A 17,871-nucleotide genomic window follows, 5' to 3' on the forward strand; every position below is an offset into this window, starting at 1 on the left:
CGTATCTGCATAAAATCTCAAATAACTTGCGTGGTCTGCGAGGCGATCTTCTCGGTCCCATCCGCACCAAATTTCATGGTCCCAAATATTCCAAACTCGCGTACAACATTATGCCGCGACCGTTTGTCTCACTTTCGTCTCGGTGCTCCACAGATGCTCCGGGACAGCGCACATGTCTGATCATGCAGAATTCGGAGTTTCGACGATGCCGAGCCTTCTCGATTGCTGCGCAGGTCGGCAGACCCGCCTCGGGATTCCGGGATATTTCCGGCGCGCGTGTTTTCGCCTCGGTCGTCGCCTGTACGCTCGACGGGGACGCGGCGGGATTTCGCGAAGACGACATGTGCGAGCTCCACATGAGCGAGGTCCCGAGCGCGCAGAACGGATGGCGCGGCCTGTTCGTGCTCCTTTCTGGCACAAGGACGCTTGCTGCCAAGATCCTCACGGGCTTTGCGCGCCGGAATGGACGGTCGAACGCGAGGCGACGCGCGCGCAGGCGATCCGGCATTGCCCTTGCCGATCTCGCGAGCGATCATGATCGAAACCGTGTGTTTCTATAGGTCTTCATGATCGCCAAGCTGGAAATGTTCATTGCGCTTGCTCGGGAGAAGCATTTTGGTCGGGCGGCGCTCAGCCTCGGCATCACCCAGCCAACGCTCTCCACCGGCATCCGCCAGCTCGAGGAGCAGCTCGGCGTCAAGCTGGTGCAGCGCGGTTCGCGCTTTGGCGGGCTGACGCCCGAGGGCCAGCGCGCGCTGGTCTGGGCGCGTCAGATCGTCGGAGACACGCGGCGGCTGCGCGATGAGATGCGTGCGTCGCGTGAGGGTCTGGCCGGTCACCTGCGGCTTGCGGTGATCCCCACCGCGTTGACGTGGGCCTCGACGCTCACGGCGCGCTTCATCGAGCGTCACCCGCGGGTAACCTTCACCGTGCTCTCGCGTGCCTCGGCGGAGATCCTCTCGATGCTCGACGATCTGGAGATTGACGCCGGCATCTCCTACCTCGACAACGAGCCGCTGGGCCGGGTCACCACCCGCCCGCTCTACCGAGAGGCTTACCAACTCGTCTGCCGCAAGGATCATCCGTTGGCCGGGCGAAAGATGCTGGATTGGGCCGAGCTCGGAAGCCTGAAGCTCTGCCTGCTGACCCCCGAGATGCAGAACCGCCGGATCATCAACCGGCAATTCATGGAGGCCGGGGTCGCGCCGGTCTCGGCCATTGAATCAAACTCCACGGTTGTACTGGTGAGCAACGTGCTGACAGGCGACTGGGTCACGATCCTGCCGACCGACCTCGCGAAGTTCCTTGCCGAAGGCAAACCGCTTTCGTTGGTGCCGCTTGCGACGGACAGCCGCGCGCATGAGGTCGGGCTTATCGCACCTTGGCAGGAGCCCTACACGCCGGTCCTGCAGGCGCTGCTCGACGAGGCAAAGGCCCTTGCGCGCCCCGGCTGACGCCGAAGCATTTGATCCGGCTCAAATCAGGCCGCGCCTCGCTGCCCTAGGGTGGCAACAGAGGAGGGCCTGCCATGTCGCATCCGCCGCCGATCTACCGTGTCGAAGGGCTCACCCGTGTGTACGGCGAGGGGGCGTCGGCCGTGCATGCGCTGCGCGGGGTCGACCTGGAGCTGCCGCCGGGCGAGATCACAGTGCTGCTCGGCCCCTCGGGCAGCGGCAAGTCGACCTTGCTCAACATTCTCGGCGGGCTCGACCGGCCGAGCGACGGCCGTGCCTGGTTCCGGGGTGAGGATCTGACCGCCATGTCGGACCGGGCGCTCACCCGCTACCGGCGTGACAACCTCGGCTTCGTCTTCCAGTTCTACAATCTCATGCCCTCGCTCACTGCAGAGGAAAACGTCGAGCTCGTCACCGAGATTGCCCGCGATCCGATGGACCCCGAGGAGGCACTGGCGCTGGTTGGCCTCGGCAGCCGAAAGGATCACTTTCCGAGCCAGCTTTCGGGGGGCGAGCAGCAACGCGTCGCAATTGCTCGTGCGGTGGCCAAGCAGCCCGACGTGCTGCTCTGCGACGAGCCGACCGGGGCGCTCGACAGCGCCACCGGTCGCGAGGTGCTGGGGGTGCTGCAGCATCTCAACCGCAGCCTCGGGACCACGGTGATGATCGTCACCCATGCCGCCGCGACCGCCGAGATGGCCGACCGTGTGATCCGTTTCGCCGACGGCGCGATCCGCACGGTCGAGCGCAACGACGCCCCGCGCGCCGCCGCCGAGATCGAGTGGTGAGCGCATGAGTAGCCTCGACCGCAAGCTCTCGCGCGACCTTTGGCGGATGAAGGGGCAGGCGGCGGCGATTGCCGTCGTCATGGCGCTGGGCGTGATGATGCAGGTGATGATGGCCGGTCTCGTCGTGACGCTCGACGAGACCCGCCGGGGCTACTACGAGCGCTACCGCTTCGCCGAGGTCTTCGCCCCGGTGACCCGCGCGCCGGGTCACCTGCTGCACCAGGTTGCGGCACTTCCAGGCGTGGCGCGGGCCGAGGGGCGCATCTCCGGCGCGGCGCGGATCGAGCTGCCGGACCACGCGGTCCCGGTGGCGGCCCGGGCCCTGTCCTTGCCCGACCACGCCGAACCCGCGCTCAACGCCATCAGGGTGCAGCAGGGGCGGCTCTTCAACCCCGGCGCGCCCGAGGAGGTGGTCCTGCTCGACACGTTCGCCGCCGCGCATGGACTGCGGCCCGGCGACAGCCTGCAGGTGGTCATGAACGGCGCGCGGCGCAGTCTGCGGATCACCGGGCTCGCGCGCTCGCCGGAATTTCTCTACGCCGCGGCACCGGGCGAGATGGTGCCGGACGATACGCGCTTTGCCGTGCTGTGGATGTCGCAGACCTCGCTTGCCGCCGCCTTCGACATGAAGGGTGCCTATTCCGAGTTTCTCGTCACGCTCACCCGCGGCACCGATCCGCGTGGGGTGATCGCGGCGCTCGATCACCTTCTCAAGCCTTGGGGCGCGGCGGGGGCCTATGACCGCGAGGACCAGTTCTCGCATCGCTTCGTCTCGGAGGAGATCAGCGGGCTGCGCGACACGGCAGCGGCGATCCCGCCGGTGTTCCTCGGCATCGCCGCCTTCCTGCTGAACATCGTCATCGCCCGGATGGTGCAGGCCGAGCGCGAGGAGATCGGCCTGCTCAAGGCCTTCGGCTACCGCGGTGCCGAGATCGGCGGGCACTACCTCAAGCTGGTGCTGGCGATCGCCGTGGCCGGAGCGCTGCTGGGCGCGCTGCTTGGCATCCTCGCGGGGCGCGGGATGGTGCAGCTCTACCTGCAGTTCTACAAGTTTCCCTTCCTTGTCTTCCGGCTCGACCCGGGCGCGCTGGCTCTGGGGCTGGTGGTGAGCGTGCTGGCGGCGGCGGCGGGAGGGGCGGTGGTGCTGCGCCGCATCTTCGCGCTGCAACCGGCCGAGGCGATGCGCCCGCCCACCCCCGCCGACTACCGCCGCGCCGGCCGCTGGGCGCGGGCGGTGAAGTCGCTTGACCAGCCCACCCGCATGGTGCTGCGCCGCTTCACCCGCACGCCCTTTCGCATGCTCGGTGCCGTGGTGGGGATCACCTTCGGCATGGGGCTCTCGGTGGGGATGCTGACCATCCACGCGGGGTTCAACCAGGCGGTGGCGCTCAGCTTCGACGTGCTCGATCGCTCCGAGGCTAGCGTGACCTTTACCCATGCCGTGTCGCAGAAGACCCTGCTCGAGCTGGCGCGCCACCCGGGCGTGCTGCAGGCCGAGGGCTCACGTGCGGTGGCGGTGGTGCTGCGCAATGGACGCCTGACCCACCGGGGAGCGATCACCGGGCTGCCGCCGAAGCCCGAGTTGGTCCGCGCATTGACACCCGACTTTGTCCCTCTCGCGCTCGACGGCTCGGGGCTGGTGCTGAGCACGGCACTGGCGCGCAAGCTGAAGGCGCAGGCGGGGGACGTGCTGACCGTCGAGGTGCGCGAGGGCGCGCAGCCAGTGCTGCGCCTGCCGGTCACAGGCGTTTCGGAGACCGTGCTCGGCGCCCCTGCCTATATGGCGCTGGCGGCGCTGGACCGGGCGCTCTTCGAGCCGGGCCGGATTTCCAGCGCCGCCCTGAGGCTCGACCCGGCGCAGGCCGAGGCGGTGCAGGTCTGGCTGCGCGACCAGCCGGTGGTGGCCGGGGTGAGCCTCAAGTCCGAGGCGCGCGCGGCCTTCGAGCGGGTGATGAACCAGGGCACCGGCGCGACGCGCTTCATCATGGCGGCGGTGGCCTTCACCATCACCTTCGGCATCATCTACAACGCCGCGCGCATCGCGCTCGCCGAACGCGCCCACGACCTCGCCAGCCTGCGTGTCATCGGCTTTTCCAAAGGCGAGGCTGCCTATGTGCTGCTTGGTGAACTCGGGCTGGTGACGCTGCTGGCGCTGCCCTGCGGCGCGCTGCTCGGCTGGGGCATCGCGCATATGCTGGCCGCCGCCTATTCCTCGGACCTCTACACGATCACGGTGGTGTTCCGGCCCGCCGCCTTCGGATTCGCCGCGTTGGTGGTGATCGCGGGCGCGGTCCTCTCGGGGCTGCTAGTGAAACGCGACGTGGACCGCGCCGACCTCGTCGCCGCGCTCAAGACACGGGATTGACCTCATGGCTCTCAACCGACCCCGCAACCGCACCCGGCTGGTCCTTGGCCTCGGTCTTGCGCTGCTGCTCGTTCTGACGCTGGCCGCCGCCTTCTGGCCACGGTCCGAGCTCGTCGATCTCGGGCGGGTGACGCGCGGGCCGCTGGTGGTGACCATTGACGAGGAGGGCAAGACCGAGGTGCGCGACGTCTACGTGGTGACCACGCCCGTCGCCGGGCGGCTCTTGCGGGTGCAGGCCATCGATGGTGACGCGGTGACGCAGGGCGACGTGGTGGCGCACATGCGCCCCGCCGCGCCCTCGGTGCTCGACCTGCGCACGCGCGAGCAGGCGCGGGCGGTGGTGGCGGCGGCGCAGGCGGCCTTGCTGCAGGCCAAGGCCGAGGTGAACGTGGCGCAGGCGGACGTGGAGCTGGCGGTCTCGGACCATGACCGGGCCAAGGCGCTGGCGGCACGGGGCACGATCTCGACCGCGGCGCTTGATCAGGCGCGGACCGCGGCGCTGGCGTCGCAGGCCCGGCTCGAGACGGCGCGCGCGGCGGTGGCCATGCGCGAGGCGGAGCTGGCCAACGCGCAGGCCCAGCTCATCGGCTTTGACGATCAGGGCCTGGCCGAGGCGCTGGCCGAGGTCGGGGCCTCGGACATCCCGCTGCGCGCCCCGGTCGACGGGCGCATCCTGCGGGTGGTCGAGGAGTCCGAGACCTCACTGGCGGCGGGGGCGCCGGTGCTCGAGATCGGCAACATCGCGCAGGACTTGCAGGTGGCGGTGGACCTCATTTCCTCGGACGCGGTGCAGGTGGTGCCGGGCGCGCGTGTGATGCTGGAAGACTGGGGCGGGTCGGGCGCGTTGGAGGCGCAGGTCGAGCGGATCGCGCCGCTTGGCACCACCGAGATCTCGGCGCTGGGGGTCGAGGAGCAGCGGGTGCGGGTGATCCTGCGGTTCATGGCGCCCCCCGAGGCCCGCGCGGCGCTGGGGCATGGCTACCGCATGCTGGCGAGGATCGTGATCTGGGAGGAGGCGGAGACGCTGCAGATCCCGCAGAGCGCGGCCTTCCGCGAGGGGGCGGGCTGGGCGGTGTTCCGCGTCGAAGACGGGCGCGCGGCGAAGCTGCCGGTCACGCTCGGGCAGGGGAATGGGCGGCAGGTCCAGGTGCTCGAGGGGCTGGAGGAGGGCGATCATATCGTGCTCTACCCGCCCGCGGATCTGTTGGATGGCGGTCTCGTGGCGCAGCGGCGGGCCGGATGAAACGTAGGCGACCCGGGGCTTGTCGCCCCGGGCCCGCGACTGGGCCCGGGGAATGGGAGCGAGGATCAGGCGCGCCGACCGCTCCGGGTCAGCCCTGACCTTTTTCCAGCGCGTCGAGGCGCGCCTTGAGGGCCTCGTTCTCTTCGCGGGCCTTCTGCGCCATGGCGCGGACCGCGTCGAATTCCTCGCGGGTCACGAAATCGCGATCCGCCAGCCAGCGGTCGATCATCGATTTCATCGCCGTTTCGGCCTCATCCTTCGCGCCCTGCGCCACGCCCATGGCGTTGGTCATGAGCTGCGACAGATCTTCGAATACCTTGTTGCGCGTCTGCATTGGGCTCTCCGTCATATGCTTGTCTCCTATATGGGCCGAGAGCCCCCGGGTCACAAGGTTGACTTCCCCCGGAAACTCCCGTCACTCATCGCGCATGAAAGCCGCAATTCCTTTTCCGCCCCTGTCCTCCGAGGTCTTCTCGATCTCGGTCTTCGGCATGGATTTCGCCCTGCGCTGGTACGCGCTTGCCTATATCGCGGGCATCGTCATCGGCTGGCGCATCGCCGTCGCCGCGGTGAAACGCGTCCACCTCTGGCCGGGCGACCAGCCGCCGATGAGCCCGGCACAGGTCGAGCAGCTGCTGACGTGGGTGATCCTCGGTATCATCCTCGGCGGGCGGCTCGGATTTGTGCTGTTCTACCAGCCCGCCTACTACCTGAGCCACCCGGCCGAGATCCTGATGGTCTGGCATGGTGGCATGTCCTTCCATGGCGGCTTCCTGGGGGTGCTGATCGGCTTCCTCGGTTTCTGCCTGAAGAACCGCATCCGGATCGGGTCCACTGCCGATATGCTGGCGATCGCCGTGCCGCCGGGACTGCTGCTTGGCCGCATCGCCAATTTCGTCAACGCCGAGCTCTGGGGCCGCCCGACCGAGCTGCCCTGGGGGGTGATCTTCCCCGGCGAGGCGGCGCAGGCGTGCGGACAGGCGGTGGGCGAGTTTTGCGCCCGCCACCCGTCGCAGCTCTACGAAGCGGCGCTCGAGGGCATATTGCTCGGCGGTCTTCTGCTTTGGCTGGCGCTTCGCAAGGGCGGGCTGAAGACGCCGTGGCAGATGGCGGGCGTGTTTCTCGCCGGCTATGGCATCGCGCGCTTCCTCGTGGAATTCGTGCGCCAGCCCGACGCGCAGTTCGTCTCGCCCGGCAACCCCCTGGGGCTGGCCTGGCACCTTGGGGGCTACGGGCTCACCATGGGACAGATGCTGTCGCTGCCGATGGTGCTTGTCGGGATCGGCCTGATCCTCTGGGCGCGGCGCCGCGCATGAGCGCGCTGCTCCCGTTGCTCGAGGCGCGCATCGCGGCCGAGGGGCCGATGAGCGTTGCCGAATACATGACGTGGTGCCTGCTGCATCCGCAGCACGGCTATTACACCACCCGCGATCCGCTTGGCGCCAAGGGCGATTTCACCACCGCGCCGGAGATCAGCCAGATGTTCGGCGAGCTGCTGGGCCTGGCGCTGGCGCAGAGCTGGGTGGATCAGGGGCGCCCGGAGCGGGTCATCCTTGCCGAGCTGGGGCCCGGGCGTGGCACGCTGATGGCCGACGCGCTGCGCGCCATGCGCGCGGTGCCCGAACTGATCGCGGCGGCAGAACTGCATCTCGTCGAGGCCTCGCCCGCACTTCGCGCCGAACAGGCCAAGCGGCTCGGCGGCTTTGCGCCCAGATGGCATGACAGCCTGGCCGACCTGCCCGAGGGGCCGCTCTTCCTGCTCGCCAACGAGTTCTTCGACGTGCTGCCGGTGCGCCAGTTCCTGCGCGACGGAGAGGGCTGGCGCGAGCGCGTGGTGGGCTGGCACGAGGGGCAGCTGTCCTTCGGGCTCACCGACATCGCGCCACAGGCCGCGCTCGAGCACCGGCTGGCCGACACCGAGCAGGGCGACATGGTCGAAATCTGCGCCCCCGCCGAGGCCCTCGTGCAAGAGGTCGGACGGCGAATCGCGGCCCATGGCGGCGCCGCGCTGGTCATCGATTACGGCAGCTGGGGCAGCCTAGGCGACACGCTTCAGGCGGTGCGGTCGCATGAAAGAACGGCACCGCTGGAGACCCCCGGAGAGGCCGATCTGACCGCCCATGTGGACTTTCGCGCACTGGCACAGGCGGCTGCCCCGGCAGCCCACGCGCCTTTGACCGCGCAGGGCGTCTTCCTTGAACGGCTCGGCATCACCGAGCGCGCCCGCGCGCTCGCGGCCCGGTTGCAGGGTGCGGCACTGGAAAGCCACATCGCCGCACATCGCCGGTTGACGCACCCCGGTGAAATGGGAAGTTTGTTCAAGGTTCTGGCGCTGCACGCGCCGCACTCACCGCCGCCGCCCGGATTGGACATATGACGCTGGAAATCATCACCGCCGAGTCACTCAGCCCCCTCCGGCACGGGTTCTTCACCCGCAAGGGAGGCGCGTCCTCTGGGGTGTTTTCCGGTCTCAACTGCGGGCCGGGCTCGTCGGACCAGCGCGAGATCGTTGCGATCAACCGCGCCCGGGTGGCGCAGGCCATGGAAGTGCCCAACGAAGCGCTGGTCACGGTCAGCCAAGTCCATTCCTCCAAAGTGGTCACGGTGACCGGGCCGCTATCCAACCCGCGTCCCGAGGCCGACGGGCTTGTGACCCGCGAGCCGGGCATCGCGCTCGCCGTGCTCACCGCCGACTGCCAGCCGGTGCTCTTTGCCGACTCCGAGGCTGGGGTGATCGGCGCCGCCCACGCGGGCTGGCGCGGCGCGCAGGCCGGCGTGCTGGAAGAGACGATCGACGCGATGATCGCCCTCGGCGCCAGCCGCGATGGCATCCGCGCGGTGATCGGGCCGACCATCAGCCAGCGCGCCTACGAGGTCGGGCCGGAATTCCTCGAGGAGTTCATGGCGGAGGACCCGGGCAACGGTCGTTTCTTCGCGGGCGGGCAGGGCAATCGCGCGCAGTTCGACCTGCCGGCCTATGGGCTGCACCGGCTGCGCAGCGCGGGGGTCGCGGCAGAATGGACCCGCCACTGCACCTATTCCGACCCGGACCGCTTCTACTCCTTCCGCCGGGCGACCCACCTGCGCGAGGCCGACTATGGTCGGCTGATCTCGGCGATCCGTCTCTGACGCAGCCGCAGTTCCGGAGCGAGGGCGCTGCCACGATTCGTCCGCGTGTTGGGCAAAATATGGCAAGGTGGTTCTCGTATCTCGGACAATCCCTATCTGCAGCTGGGATTGAGCGAATAAGTCGCTGTCAATTCATCGAAATTTTGACAGAAATGCCCGAATTCGGCCAGATCGTGTCAGTCGATTAGACGTCCTTCTGTCGTTGTTGGTGGGGGCCAGCACGGATGTGACAGCCTGCCAAGGGATGTTGATATGACCAGTTTTCATCACGTGGCCCGCGGCCACGACGGTGTCGTTTCGCAAGATACTCCGCGGCCTCCGGCTTCTCTCCGGAACGGGCGGCCTCGTCGCGCCACTTCTCTCATGCGCAAGTACGAGGTCGCTGCCCTGTCGCCCGATCTCTCGATCTCGATGAAACAGCAGGTGGCGCCGGCGCTGCCGCTGTTCGAAGAGGCCTGCTCTGCCTTTGCGCGCGGCACCTTGATCCAGACCCTGCGCGGCCCCGTGGCCGTCGAGGATCTTCTGCCGGGTGATTACATCGAGACCAGCAGGGGCACCCAGTCGATCACCTGGATCGGCTCGACTACCTATGTGCCGGGGGTGCATTCCGACGAGAGTGCGCTCGACTCGCTCATCCGGGTCACCGCGGAGGCCTTCGGTCTCGGCCGTCCCGGCGTCGACCTTCTGCTTGGCCCGGCAGCCCGCATGGTCGTCACCCGCGCCCGCTTCCGGGCGCTGCTCGGGCAGGACAGCGTGCTGGTGCCGGTCATCGACGAGGCGGATTGGGATCGCATCGTGCCGGTGACCCCGGCGGGCGGGGTGCAACTCTACCACCTGATGGTACAGCGCCACGCGACAATCAGGGTCGGCGGGCTCGAGATGGAGACCTACCACCCGGGCAAGATGCTGCACAGCTTGACCAGCCCGAACATGCGCGCGCTGTTCCTGTCGATGTTCGACAACCTGTCGGAGCTTCAGGACTTCGGCGAGCTGTCTATGACCCGTTCCTCGCGCGAGGCGGTCGACAGCCTGTTGGCCAGCTGAGCGGATCGCAAAGCCGGCACCGGCCCGCCGTCAGGCGGTCCGGTTCAGCCGTTCCTCGAGCACGTCAAAGGGCACGCCCGGCTCGTCCTTGGCGCCGCGGATGACCAGCGAGGTCTTGACCGAGGCGACGTTCGGCGCGGTCAGCAGTTTCTCGGTCAGAAAGGCCTGGAAGGTCGATAGATCGGGCGCCACGCACTTGAGGATGAAGTCCACCTCGCCGTTGAGCATGTGACACTCGCGCACCAGCGGCCAGCTGCGGCAGCGGTCCTCGAAGGCGCGCAGATCGGCCTCGGCCTGGCTCTGCAAACCGACGCTGGCAAACACCTGCACCTCGAAGCCGAGTTCGCGGGAATCGACTTCGGCGTGGTAGCCCTTGATGAAGCCCTGCTCCTCGAGTGTGCGCACGCGGCGGAGGCAGGGCGGGGCCGAAATGCCCACGCGGCGGGCAAGTTCGACGTTGGTCATGCGGCCATCGGCCTGCAGTTCTGCCAGAATCTTACGATCGATGGGATCAAGCCTGTGGGCGGGCATGCGTCTTCCTTGAGCTTTTCGCGATTATTATACCAGCCGGAACGTTAGCGCAATAATCTTTCATATTCGTGAAAGATTATTAACTGGACGAGATTCCGGGGGACATGGCGGAGGCACGGGGTTTGCGTCGCCGCCGCGCGTGGCTATATGCAATTCCCAAACCGAATGCCATAGCTCGCGAGAGGCACGATATGTCTGACACCCGCCACACACGGCTCCTCATCATCGGCTCCGGCCCGGCCGGCTACACCGCGGGAGTCTACGCCTCGCGCGCCATGCTTTCGCCGCTGCTCGTGCAGGGCCTCGAGCCCGGCGGCCAGCTGACCACCACCACCGAGGTCGAAAACTGGCCCGGCGAAACCGAGATTCAAGGCCCTGACCTGATGGTGAAGATGGAAGCCCATGCCCGCGCCATGGGGTGCGAGATCGTCGGCGACATCATCACCGATCTCGACCTCGGCCAGCGCCCCTTCGTTGCGAAGGGCGACAGCGGCACCACCTACACCGCCGACGCGGTGGTGCTCGCGACCGGCGCGCGGGCGAAGTGGCTGGGCCTGCCGACCGAGGAAGAATTCAAGGGCTTCGGCGTTTCCGCCTGCGCGACCTGTGACGGCTTCTTCTACCGCGGGCAGGAGATCGTGGTGATCGGCGGCGGCAACACCGCCGTGGAAGAGGCGCTGTTTCTGACCAACTTCGCCTCGAAGGTCACGCTGATCCACCGCCGCGACGAGCTGCGCGCCGAGAAGATCCTGCAGGAACGCCTGTTCAACCACCCCAAGATCGAGACCCTCTGGCACCATCAGCTCGAGGAAGTGGTCGGCGAGGACATGCCCAAGGGCGTCACCGGCGTAAAGGTCAAGCACGTGACCACGGGCGAGATCACCGAGATCCCCGCGAAGGGTGTCTTCGTCGCCATCGGACATGCGCCCGCATCGGAGCTGGTGAAGGACCAGCTCGAGACCCACATGGGCGGCTACGTGGTGACCAAGCCCGGCACCACCGAGACCTCGATCCCCGGCGTCTTTGCCGCGGGGGACCTGACCGACCACACCTACCGCCAGGCGGTGACCTCGGCGGGCATGGGCTGCATGGCGGCGCTGGAAGCCGAGCGCTGGCTCGCCGAGCAGGGGCTCGACGCGGGCAAGGACACCTCCGAGCCGCTCGGCTACGGGGCGCCGGTCGAACAGGCCTCCTGATCCTCGCCCACAGTGTGCGACGCGAGCGCGATGCCGGGACCCGGCGTCGCGCTTTTTCTTTGCCGGCGCTGAAAGCGCGGGACATCTGCGCGGAGACAGTGCGACGCTGCGTCTCTCGCGCGAAATTGAGTGCAGATGCGGCGCCGAGGACTTTGCTGCCAAATCGCTGCCCCTTATGTCTGGGCCAAGCCACAAGACCACAGACCTCGCCCCAGCGCCGCCTCGCGGCGCACGGCTGCAAACCTCCAGCCCGGCCCCATGTCGCCCTGACCTCTCCCCCGGAGGACGCCATGAAGACCGCACTTCTGATGCGCAGGCTTGCGCTGCTGACCTGTCTTCTGCCCGCCGCGCCCGCGCTGGCGGCGGACCAGTTGCGCACGGCTTATCGCAGCAGCGTCTCGACCACCCTCAACGCCTCGGTCGGGGCCTTCGACAGCGTCCTGGGTCATGCGCTGAACGGCTATGGCAAGGTGCGGCTGAACAGCAAGGGGCTGTTCCTGGCGACGCCGGGACCGGGATCTGCGCCGCGCATGTGGTGGGCCTTCGAGGCCCGCGAGTACCATGGCAGCACCTTCGGCCGAAAATTCGACATGCTGCTGGGGATCGAGAAGCCGATCGGAACGGGCACGCGGCTGGGTTTTGCCACCGGCTACGGGGTGGCAGATCTTGATACCGGGCGTGACATCCGCACCCAGACCTTCAGCTTCGCGCCCTACGTGCAAACCGCGCTGACGGACCATATCGGACTCAAGGCCTGGGCGGCGCTGGCGCGGCCCGACTACCGGCTCGGCAACTCGCCGCGCAGCGCTTGGCGCACCGCCGCGGGGCTCAACGCGAATGGCAGCTACGAGCTTCGGCGCATGGATGTTTCGGGGGCGGCCGGCCTGTCGCTGTCGCAGCAGACCAGCAGTGGCATCGGGGATCTCTCGACCTGGCAGGTGGGCAAGCTCTCGGCCTCGCTGCGCACCCGCGCCACGCTGCGGCTCGAGCGCAACTTCCGCCCCTATTTCGAGCTGGGCTACAACTATGGCAGCTGGATCGATGCGGGCAAGTCCGGCGAGACCCATGCCCCCAGCCTCAAGACCGGCCTGAGCTGGACCCACAAGAAGCGCAGCTTCACGCTGAGCCTGATCGGCACGCAGGTCTTCGACCCGGTGCAGCCGCTTGTGCTCAACACGCGCTACAGCATCCGCTTCTGAGCAAGGAGGGATGTCGGCTCAGAGGTGGATCTCGCCAGAGATCAGCACATGCGCCTGCCCGCCGACCCGCACGCCGGTGATCGCCTCGGGCGGCCCGAGCACCTCGACCTGCGCCTGGCCCGGGCGGCCCATGCCATGGCCCTGCTCGGCTGTGAAGACGGGGGCTGCGATCAGCCCCTTCGACCAGAGATAGGCTGCCATGGCGCCGGTGGCCGAGCCGGTGAAGGGATCTTCGGGTGGGTTCGGAGGCGGAAGCAGCAATCGCGCATAGGTGGCGCCGGCGTCTGTCGCGCCTTCGAGGGTGACGAGGAAGGGCTCGGCGAACTCTGCCTCGCCCCTGCCGAGCGCCACGTGGAGGCGGCTCAGCGCCTCGGGGTCCAGCAGGGCGCGGTCGAGCGCCGCGCGGTCTTTCAGCACGGTCACGCAGCAGGGCAGGCCGGTCGAAACCAGTTGCGGCTGGCCGAGAATGTCGGACGGCGAGAGAGAGACCGCGTCAGCCACCAGCGCCTTGTCGGGGCAAGGACCGAACTCCGGGGACTTCTGGGTCATCACGATGCGCGGCGGGCTCACCGAGCGGTCGATCTCGACTGGGATGAGCCCGGCCAGGGTCTCGAGGGTCAGCCGGTCGCCCGTGACCAGTCCCCGGTGCACCAGCGCCGCGACGGTGGCGATGGTGGGATGGCCGGCAAAGGGAATTTCGCCGCTGGCGAGGAAGTAGCGCACCCGCACGTCCGCCACCTCGGAGGGGCCGGTGAAGGTGCATTCGACCAGTGATGTCTCGCGCACGACGCGGATGCAGGTCTCGTCGTCCAGCGCCGCCCCGCCATGCAGGACGGCGCAGCCGTTGCCGCCAAAGGGCACGTCCGTGAAGGCGTCGGCCCAGTCAAGCGGCAGCTTGGTCATGCGGTGCTCTCCGGGCGCGCCCCTAGTGGACGGTGACAGGGGCGAGGTCGTTCTGCCGGGCCAGCGCAAAGGCGAGGCCGCGATCGCGGACCAGCGCCAGCCGCTCGCCATCGGCGCGGTGTACCGCGTAGAGGCGGGTCTGGTCACCGACCTGTTCCTGCACGTCCTCGGGCAACTCGCTCACCTCGACCGAGCGGACGTAGACGATGCGCTCTGCGTCAAACTCGGAGAAATCATACTTCGTGTTCATGGCTCAACCCTTTCTGATGTTGATGGTCTGCACCACCGTCTCGGGACGGGACATGGTCAGATCCACGTGCAGCAGACCGTTTTCCATGACCGCTTCCCCCACCTCGACGCCATCGGCCAGCACGAAGCTGCGCTGGAACTGCCGCGCCGCGATGCCGCGGTGCAGGAAGATCCGGTCGGACCCGTCGTCGCGCTGCCGTCCGCGGATCACCAGCTGGCGGTCCTCGACGGTGATGGCGAGATCGGCCTCCGAGAAGCCGGCCACGGCGAGCGTGATCCGGTAGGAGTGATCCGACGTCTGTTCGATGTTGAAGGGGGGGTATCCCTCGCTCGACTTGGCCGTGCGCTCGAGCAGGCGCTCGAGTTGCTCGAAGCCGAGCATGTGCGGATAGGAACCCAGGGTCAGTTTGCTCATGACATGTCCTTGACAGGGAAGCGACCGTCCGCCGGGCCCCGTGAGCGGCAACCCGACATCAGGGAATATGGGAAGGGCCGAAGGGCAGTGCAAGGGCTTTGCGGGCGCGGCAAGACTTGGTAGTCTAATGTTTCCCGTGACGTCGAAGGACAGACCCTCATGAATGCGCCGCAAGACATCTCGATGAAGACGGAAGAGGTGTTGCGTGTTGAGCTGGAAGTCTTCCGGCGCGAGCACCGCGATCTCGACGAGGCAATCCTTGCCTTGCAGGAGCGCGGCACCGCCGATCAGCTGACCCTGCAGCGGCTGAAGAAGAAGAAGCTCTTCCTCAAGGACAAGATCGCGATGATCGAGGACCGGCTGACCCCCGACATCATCGCCTGACCCCGCGCGGGTTCGCGCCGGGCGCCCGGCGCCCGGCGCCGGTGTCATCTTGCTGCCCGCCCCCTGTGGGATCGCGGGCTAAGCTATGGCGTGCGAAGGCCCGCTTTGCGGGCGATTTTCCTTCGTAGAGCAAAACTAGAGCCCACATTTCCGCCTTTTCGACCGGGGCGTTGCGCGATCTGGTTTGCCCGCGTATCACAGCCACGACGTCGACAGGAGGGATCGCCATGAAGGACGGTGAGCTGGCGCAGCGCGGTTTGGTGTTGCTGGGATGCGGGAAGATGGGATCGGCCATGCTCGAGGGCTGGCTGGGACGGGGGCTGCCGCCCGCGTCGGTCTGGGTCAACGACCCGAACCCCTCGGAGCGGCTGCAGGCGCAGGGCGTGCGTCTCAACGAGGTGCTGCCCGAAAGCCCGGCGATCGTGCTCATCGCGGTCAAGCCGCAGATGATGGCCGATGCGCTGCCGGTGCTGGCGAGCTACGGCAATGCCGACACGGTCTTCCTGTCGGTGGCGGCGGGTGTGACCATCGCCACCTACGAGCGGATGCTCGGCGACAAGACCCCGATCATCCGCGCCATGCCCAACACCCCCGCCGCCGTGGGGCAGGGGATCACGGCCATCTCCGGCAACACCAACGCGCGCGCCGAGGACATGGCCATGGCCGAGGAGCTGCTCTCGGCAGTGGGTGAGGTCGTGCGCCTCGAAGGTGAGGGCCAGATGGACGCGGTCACCGGCGTCAGCGGCTCGGGCCCGGCTTACGTCTTCCACATGATCGAATGCCTCGCCAAGGCCGGCGAAGCCGAGGGTCTGGCCCCCGAGCTCGCCATGCAACTCGCCAAGGCCACCGTCGCGGGGGCCGGCGCGCTGGCGATGCAGGCGGCCGAGGATCCGGCGCAGCTGCGCAAGAACGTGACCTCGCCCAACGGCACCACACAGGCCGGGCTCGACGTGCTGATGGACGACGACAAGGGCCTGCCGCCGCTGATCCGCGCCACCGTCTCTGCCGCCGTGCGGCGCTCGCAAGAGCTGGCAAATGGCTGAGATCAGCTACGACGACTTCCTCAAGGTCGATATCCGCGTGGGCCGGGTGACCCGCGCGGAGCCCTTCCCCGAGGCCCGCAAGCCCGCCATCAAGCTCTGGATCGATTTCGGCCCCGAGCTCGGCGAAAAGAAGAGCTCGGCGCAGATCACAGTCCATTATGCGCCCGAGGCGCTGGTGGGCAAATCGGTCATGGCGGTGGTGAATTTCCCGCCGCGGCAGATTGGGCCCTTCATGTCCGAGGTTCTTGTTCTAGGTTTCTCCGACGAGACCGGGGCGATCGTGCTCGCGACCCCCGACAAGACCGTACCGCCGGGAGGACGCCTGCATTGACCAAGATCCTGATCGCCCGAAACCTACCCGAGAGCGTCGTCGCCGAGGCCCGCGCCGCGTTCGACGTGACCTATCGCGACCGGCCCGACCCGATGAGCCGCGACGAGATGCTGGCCTCGCTGTCGGACTACGACGGCGTGCTGATGACGCTGGGCGACCAGTACAATGCCGAGGTCTTCGCCGCCGCCGGGGTGCCGCGGGCCAGGATCCTTGCCAACTTCGGGGTGGGCTTCAACCACATCGACGTCGAGGTGGCCAAGCACGCCGGGATCACCGTTACGAACACGCCCGGCGCTGTCACCGATGCCACCGCGGACATTGCGATGACGCTGATCCTGATGTCCTGCCGCCGCGCGGGCGAGGGCGAGCGGCTTGTGCGCATGGGCAATTGGCGGGGCTGGCACCCGGTGCAGATGCTCGGCCTGCACGTGACCGGCAAGACCGTCGGGATCCTCGGCATGGGGCGCATCGGCCAGGCCATCGCCCGGCGCTGCCACTACGGCTTTGGCATGGAGGTGGCCTACATGAGCCGCTCCGAGAAAGCGCTCGATCATCCGGCCACGCGCTACGACACGCCCCAGGACCTCGCGGCCAATGTCGACATCCTCGTCACCGCCCTGCCAGGCGGCGCCCAGACGCACCACACGGTGAACGAAAGCGTTCTGGCGGCGATGCGCCCGCATGCGCATTTCGTCAACATTGCGCGCGGCGACGTGGTCGACGAGGCGGCGCTGATCGCGGCGCTGCAGCAGAAGCGGATCGCCGGCGCCGGGCTCGACGTCTACGAGTTCGAACCCCGGGTGCCCGACGCTCTGCGCGATCTCGAGAGCGTGGTGCTGCTGCCGCATCTCGGCACGGCGGCGCTGGAAGTGCGCGAGGACATGGGGCGCATGGCCGTGGCCAACCTGCGGGCCTTCTTCGCCGGTGAGCCCGTACCGAACCCGGTCTGAGACCCGCAGACCCGGGCGGTCCCCGCCCGGGACCTGCTCAGGCGGGGGTGTCGCCCATCGCCGCGCGCCAGTGCTTGCGGCAGAGCGAGACATAGGTCTCGTTGCCGCCGATCTGCACCTGAGCACCATCGCTGAGCGCCTTGCCGGTCTCGTCCTGCCGGATCACCATGGTCGCCTTCCGCCCGCAATGGCAGATGGTGCGCACCTCGCGCAGCGAATCTGCGAGCGCCAGCAACGCCGCCGAGCCGGGAAAGAGCTGACCGCGGAAATCCACCCGCAGCCCATAGGCCATGGCCGGCAGCCCAAGATCGTCCACCACCCGCGCCAGCTGCCAGACCTGCTTCTCGGTGAGGAACTGGGCCTCGTCGATGAACACGCAGGCGAGCGGGGTCTTGCGGTGCGCCGCGGCGATCACCGCGAAGAGATCGTCCTCGCCGCCGAAGGTCTCGGCATCCTGTCCCAGACCGATGCGCGAGCCGATGCGGCCATGACCGGCGCGCGTGTCGAGCCGCGCAGTTAGCAGGAAGACCTCCATGCCCCGTTCGCGGTAGTTGTGCGCCGCCTGCAGCAGCAGGGTCGATTTGCCGGCGTTCATGGTGGAGTAGTGGAAATGCAGCTTGGCCATGGCGGTTTCTTGCACCAGCCCG

General features: G+C 67.9%; 21 protein-coding genes. 15 read left to right on the forward strand and 6 right to left on the reverse strand.

Going from position 1 to position 17,871, the window contains the following annotated elements; translation table 11 throughout:
- From G0D83_RS00095 to G0D83_RS00115, 5 genes are all read left to right on the forward strand, one after another.
- The coding region (locus tag G0D83_RS00095; RefSeq protein WP_203595557.1) for a hypothetical protein at nt 1-560 on the forward strand (560 nt) is incomplete at its 5' end.
- 6 nt (nt 561-566) lie between these two features.
- The gene (locus tag G0D83_RS00100) at nt 567-1,454 is read left to right on the forward strand and encodes a LysR family transcriptional regulator (protein ID WP_164188520.1); all 888 of its coding nucleotides are present in this window, start codon (nt 567-569) and stop codon (nt 1,452-1,454) included.
- A 74-nt stretch (nt 1,455-1,528) separates the two neighbouring features.
- Nucleotides 1,529-2,242, forward strand: coding sequence for an ABC transporter ATP-binding protein (locus G0D83_RS00105; RefSeq protein WP_164188522.1), 714 nt, complete (start codon nt 1,529-1,531; stop codon nt 2,240-2,242).
- Between the two features lie 4 nt (nt 2,243-2,246).
- Nucleotides 2,247-4,607: an ABC transporter permease gene (locus tag G0D83_RS00110; protein ID WP_164188524.1), complete on the forward strand. Its 2,361-nt coding sequence runs from the start codon at nt 2,247-2,249 to the stop codon at nt 4,605-4,607.
- Between the two features lie 4 nt (nt 4,608-4,611).
- Nucleotides 4,612-5,850, forward strand: a complete 1,239-nt coding sequence (locus tag G0D83_RS00115; RefSeq protein ID WP_164188526.1) for an efflux RND transporter periplasmic adaptor subunit — start codon at nt 4,612-4,614, stop codon at nt 5,848-5,850.
- 88 nt (nt 5,851-5,938) lie between these two features.
- Here G0D83_RS00115 and G0D83_RS00120 read toward each other — a convergent pair whose 3' ends face one another.
- The gene (locus tag G0D83_RS00120; protein WP_066104340.1) at nt 5,939-6,184 is read right to left on the reverse strand and encodes an accessory factor UbiK family protein; all 246 of its coding nucleotides are present in this window, start codon (nt 6,182-6,184) and stop codon (nt 5,939-5,941) included.
- Between the two features lie 94 nt (nt 6,185-6,278).
- On the opposite strand from G0D83_RS00120, the gene lgt reads away from it, so the two are divergent.
- From lgt to G0D83_RS00140, 4 genes are all read left to right on the forward strand, one after another.
- On the forward strand, nt 6,279-7,166 hold the full coding sequence (gene lgt / locus G0D83_RS00125; RefSeq protein WP_164188527.1) for a prolipoprotein diacylglyceryl transferase: 888 nt from the start codon (nt 6,279-6,281) through the stop codon (nt 7,164-7,166).
- The gene (locus G0D83_RS00130) at nt 7,163-8,227 is read left to right on the forward strand and encodes a class I SAM-dependent methyltransferase (protein WP_164188529.1); all 1,065 of its coding nucleotides are present in this window, start codon (nt 7,163-7,165) and stop codon (nt 8,225-8,227) included. Before lgt ends, G0D83_RS00130 begins: the two co-directional genes overlap by 4 nt.
- Nucleotides 8,224-8,979 carry a peptidoglycan editing factor PgeF gene (pgeF, locus tag G0D83_RS00135; RefSeq protein ID WP_164188531.1) on the forward strand — a complete coding sequence of 252 codons (756 nt, stop codon included), beginning with the start codon at nt 8,224-8,226 and terminating at the stop codon, nt 8,977-8,979. Before G0D83_RS00130 ends, pgeF begins: the two co-directional genes overlap by 4 nt.
- 363 nt (nt 8,980-9,342) lie before the next feature.
- Nucleotides 9,343-10,023: a Hint domain-containing protein gene (locus G0D83_RS00140; RefSeq protein WP_164188533.1), complete on the forward strand. Its 681-nt coding sequence runs from the start codon at nt 9,343-9,345 to the stop codon at nt 10,021-10,023.
- A gap of 30 nt (nt 10,024-10,053) precedes the next feature.
- Here G0D83_RS00140 and G0D83_RS00145 read toward each other — a convergent pair whose 3' ends face one another.
- A complete protein-coding gene (locus tag G0D83_RS00145) occupies nt 10,054-10,554 on the reverse strand; it encodes an Lrp/AsnC family transcriptional regulator (RefSeq protein WP_095881146.1) in 501 nt (166 codons plus the stop codon).
- A gap of 191 nt (nt 10,555-10,745) precedes the next feature.
- Here G0D83_RS00145 and trxB point away from each other — a divergent pair, with 191 nt between their 5' ends.
- Both trxB and G0D83_RS00155 read left to right on the forward strand, forming a co-directional pair.
- Nucleotides 10,746-11,750 carry a thioredoxin-disulfide reductase gene (gene trxB, locus G0D83_RS00150; RefSeq protein ID WP_164188535.1) on the forward strand — a complete coding sequence of 335 codons (1,005 nt, stop codon included), beginning with the start codon at nt 10,746-10,748 and terminating at the stop codon, nt 11,748-11,750.
- A 290-nt stretch (nt 11,751-12,040) separates the two neighbouring features.
- Complete coding sequence (locus G0D83_RS00155; protein ID WP_164188537.1) at nt 12,041-12,949, forward strand: autotransporter domain-containing protein; 909 nt, start codon at nt 12,041-12,043, stop codon at nt 12,947-12,949.
- 18 nt (nt 12,950-12,967) lie between these two features.
- Here the strand turns inward: G0D83_RS00155 and G0D83_RS00160 are convergent, their stop codons facing one another.
- The 3 genes from G0D83_RS00160 to G0D83_RS00170 are packed head-to-tail and all read right to left on the reverse strand — an operon-like array spanning nt 12,968 to nt 14,516.
- Nucleotides 12,968-13,852: a PhzF family phenazine biosynthesis protein gene (locus tag G0D83_RS00160; protein ID WP_164188539.1), complete on the reverse strand. Its 885-nt coding sequence runs from the start codon at nt 13,850-13,852 to the stop codon at nt 12,968-12,970.
- Nucleotides 13,853-13,874: 22 nt separating this feature from the next.
- Complete coding sequence (locus G0D83_RS00165) at nt 13,875-14,102, reverse strand: DUF1150 family protein (RefSeq protein ID WP_164188541.1); 228 nt, start codon at nt 14,100-14,102, stop codon at nt 13,875-13,877.
- 3 nt (nt 14,103-14,105) lie between these two features.
- A complete protein-coding gene (locus G0D83_RS00170; RefSeq protein ID WP_066104369.1) occupies nt 14,106-14,516 on the reverse strand; it encodes an Hsp20 family protein in 411 nt (136 codons plus the stop codon).
- Nucleotides 14,517-14,675: 159 nt separating this feature from the next.
- Between G0D83_RS00170 and G0D83_RS00175 the strand changes: the two genes are divergently transcribed.
- The 4 genes from G0D83_RS00175 (at nt 14,676) to G0D83_RS00190 (ending at nt 17,224) form a co-directional block, all read left to right on the forward strand.
- The gene (locus G0D83_RS00175; RefSeq protein ID WP_092423670.1) at nt 14,676-14,900 is read left to right on the forward strand and encodes a YdcH family protein; all 225 of its coding nucleotides are present in this window, start codon (nt 14,676-14,678) and stop codon (nt 14,898-14,900) included.
- Nucleotides 14,901-15,127: 227 nt separating this feature from the next.
- Nucleotides 15,128-15,943: a pyrroline-5-carboxylate reductase gene (gene proC / locus G0D83_RS00180; RefSeq protein WP_164188543.1), complete on the forward strand. Its 816-nt coding sequence runs from the start codon at nt 15,128-15,130 to the stop codon at nt 15,941-15,943.
- A complete protein-coding gene (locus tag G0D83_RS00185) occupies nt 15,936-16,274 on the forward strand; it encodes a tRNA-binding protein (RefSeq protein WP_164188545.1) in 339 nt (112 codons plus the stop codon). Before proC ends, G0D83_RS00185 begins: the two co-directional genes overlap by 8 nt.
- Nucleotides 16,271-17,224: a D-glycerate dehydrogenase gene (locus tag G0D83_RS00190; RefSeq protein ID WP_164188547.1), complete on the forward strand. Its 954-nt coding sequence runs from the start codon at nt 16,271-16,273 to the stop codon at nt 17,222-17,224. The genes G0D83_RS00185 and G0D83_RS00190 overlap by 4 nt, the downstream gene beginning before the upstream one ends.
- 37 nt (nt 17,225-17,261) lie before the next feature.
- Here the strand turns inward: G0D83_RS00190 and G0D83_RS00195 are convergent, their stop codons facing one another.
- The gene (locus G0D83_RS00195) at nt 17,262-17,849 is read right to left on the reverse strand and encodes a thymidine kinase (RefSeq protein WP_164188549.1); all 588 of its coding nucleotides are present in this window, start codon (nt 17,847-17,849) and stop codon (nt 17,262-17,264) included.
- Between the last annotated feature and the right edge of the window lie 22 nt (nt 17,850-17,871).

The organism is Salipiger sp. PrR003 (genome assembly GCF_010500785.1).
Classification (GTDB): Bacteria; Pseudomonadota; Alphaproteobacteria; order Rhodobacterales; family Rhodobacteraceae; genus Salipiger; species Salipiger pacificus_A.

What these genes read in the sequence shown, in the direction of transcription:
- G0D83_RS00100 (WP_164188520.1), top strand. Translation starts at nt 567, where the DNA reads ATGATCGCCAAGCTGGAAATGTTCATTGCGCTTGCTCGGGAGAAGCAT.
- G0D83_RS00105 (WP_164188522.1), top strand. Translation starts at nt 1,529, where the DNA reads ATGTCGCATCCGCCGCCGATCTACCGTGTCGAAGGGCTCACCCGTGTG.
- G0D83_RS00110 (WP_164188524.1), top strand. Translation starts at nt 2,247, where the DNA reads ATGAGTAGCCTCGACCGCAAGCTCTCGCGCGACCTTTGGCGGATGAAG.
- G0D83_RS00115 (WP_164188526.1), top strand. Translation starts at nt 4,612, where the DNA reads ATGGCTCTCAACCGACCCCGCAACCGCACCCGGCTGGTCCTTGGCCTC.
- G0D83_RS00120 (WP_066104340.1), bottom strand. Translation starts at nt 6,184, where the DNA reads ATGCAGACGCGCAACAAGGTATTCGAAGATCTGTCGCAGCTCATGACC.
- lgt (WP_164188527.1), top strand. Translation starts at nt 6,279, where the DNA reads ATGAAAGCCGCAATTCCTTTTCCGCCCCTGTCCTCCGAGGTCTTCTCG.
- G0D83_RS00130 (WP_164188529.1), top strand. Translation starts at nt 7,163, where the DNA reads ATGAGCGCGCTGCTCCCGTTGCTCGAGGCGCGCATCGCGGCCGAGGGG.
- pgeF (WP_164188531.1), top strand. Translation starts at nt 8,224, where the DNA reads ATGACGCTGGAAATCATCACCGCCGAGTCACTCAGCCCCCTCCGGCAC.
- G0D83_RS00140 (WP_164188533.1), top strand. Translation starts at nt 9,343, where the DNA reads ATGCGCAAGTACGAGGTCGCTGCCCTGTCGCCCGATCTCTCGATCTCG.
- G0D83_RS00145 (WP_095881146.1), bottom strand. Translation starts at nt 10,554, where the DNA reads ATGCCCGCCCACAGGCTTGATCCCATCGATCGTAAGATTCTGGCAGAA.
- trxB (WP_164188535.1), top strand. Translation starts at nt 10,746, where the DNA reads ATGTCTGACACCCGCCACACACGGCTCCTCATCATCGGCTCCGGCCCG.
- G0D83_RS00155 (WP_164188537.1), top strand. Translation starts at nt 12,041, where the DNA reads ATGAAGACCGCACTTCTGATGCGCAGGCTTGCGCTGCTGACCTGTCTT.
- G0D83_RS00160 (WP_164188539.1), bottom strand. Translation starts at nt 13,852, where the DNA reads ATGACCAAGCTGCCGCTTGACTGGGCCGACGCCTTCACGGACGTGCCC.
- G0D83_RS00165 (WP_164188541.1), bottom strand. Translation starts at nt 14,102, where the DNA reads ATGAACACGAAGTATGATTTCTCCGAGTTTGACGCAGAGCGCATCGTC.
- G0D83_RS00170 (WP_066104369.1), bottom strand. Translation starts at nt 14,516, where the DNA reads ATGAGCAAACTGACCCTGGGTTCCTATCCGCACATGCTCGGCTTCGAG.
- G0D83_RS00175 (WP_092423670.1), top strand. Translation starts at nt 14,676, where the DNA reads ATGAATGCGCCGCAAGACATCTCGATGAAGACGGAAGAGGTGTTGCGT.
- proC (WP_164188543.1), top strand. Translation starts at nt 15,128, where the DNA reads ATGAAGGACGGTGAGCTGGCGCAGCGCGGTTTGGTGTTGCTGGGATGC.
- G0D83_RS00185 (WP_164188545.1), top strand. Translation starts at nt 15,936, where the DNA reads ATGGCTGAGATCAGCTACGACGACTTCCTCAAGGTCGATATCCGCGTG.
- G0D83_RS00195 (WP_164188549.1), bottom strand. Translation starts at nt 17,849, where the DNA reads ATGGCCAAGCTGCATTTCCACTACTCCACCATGAACGCCGGCAAATCG.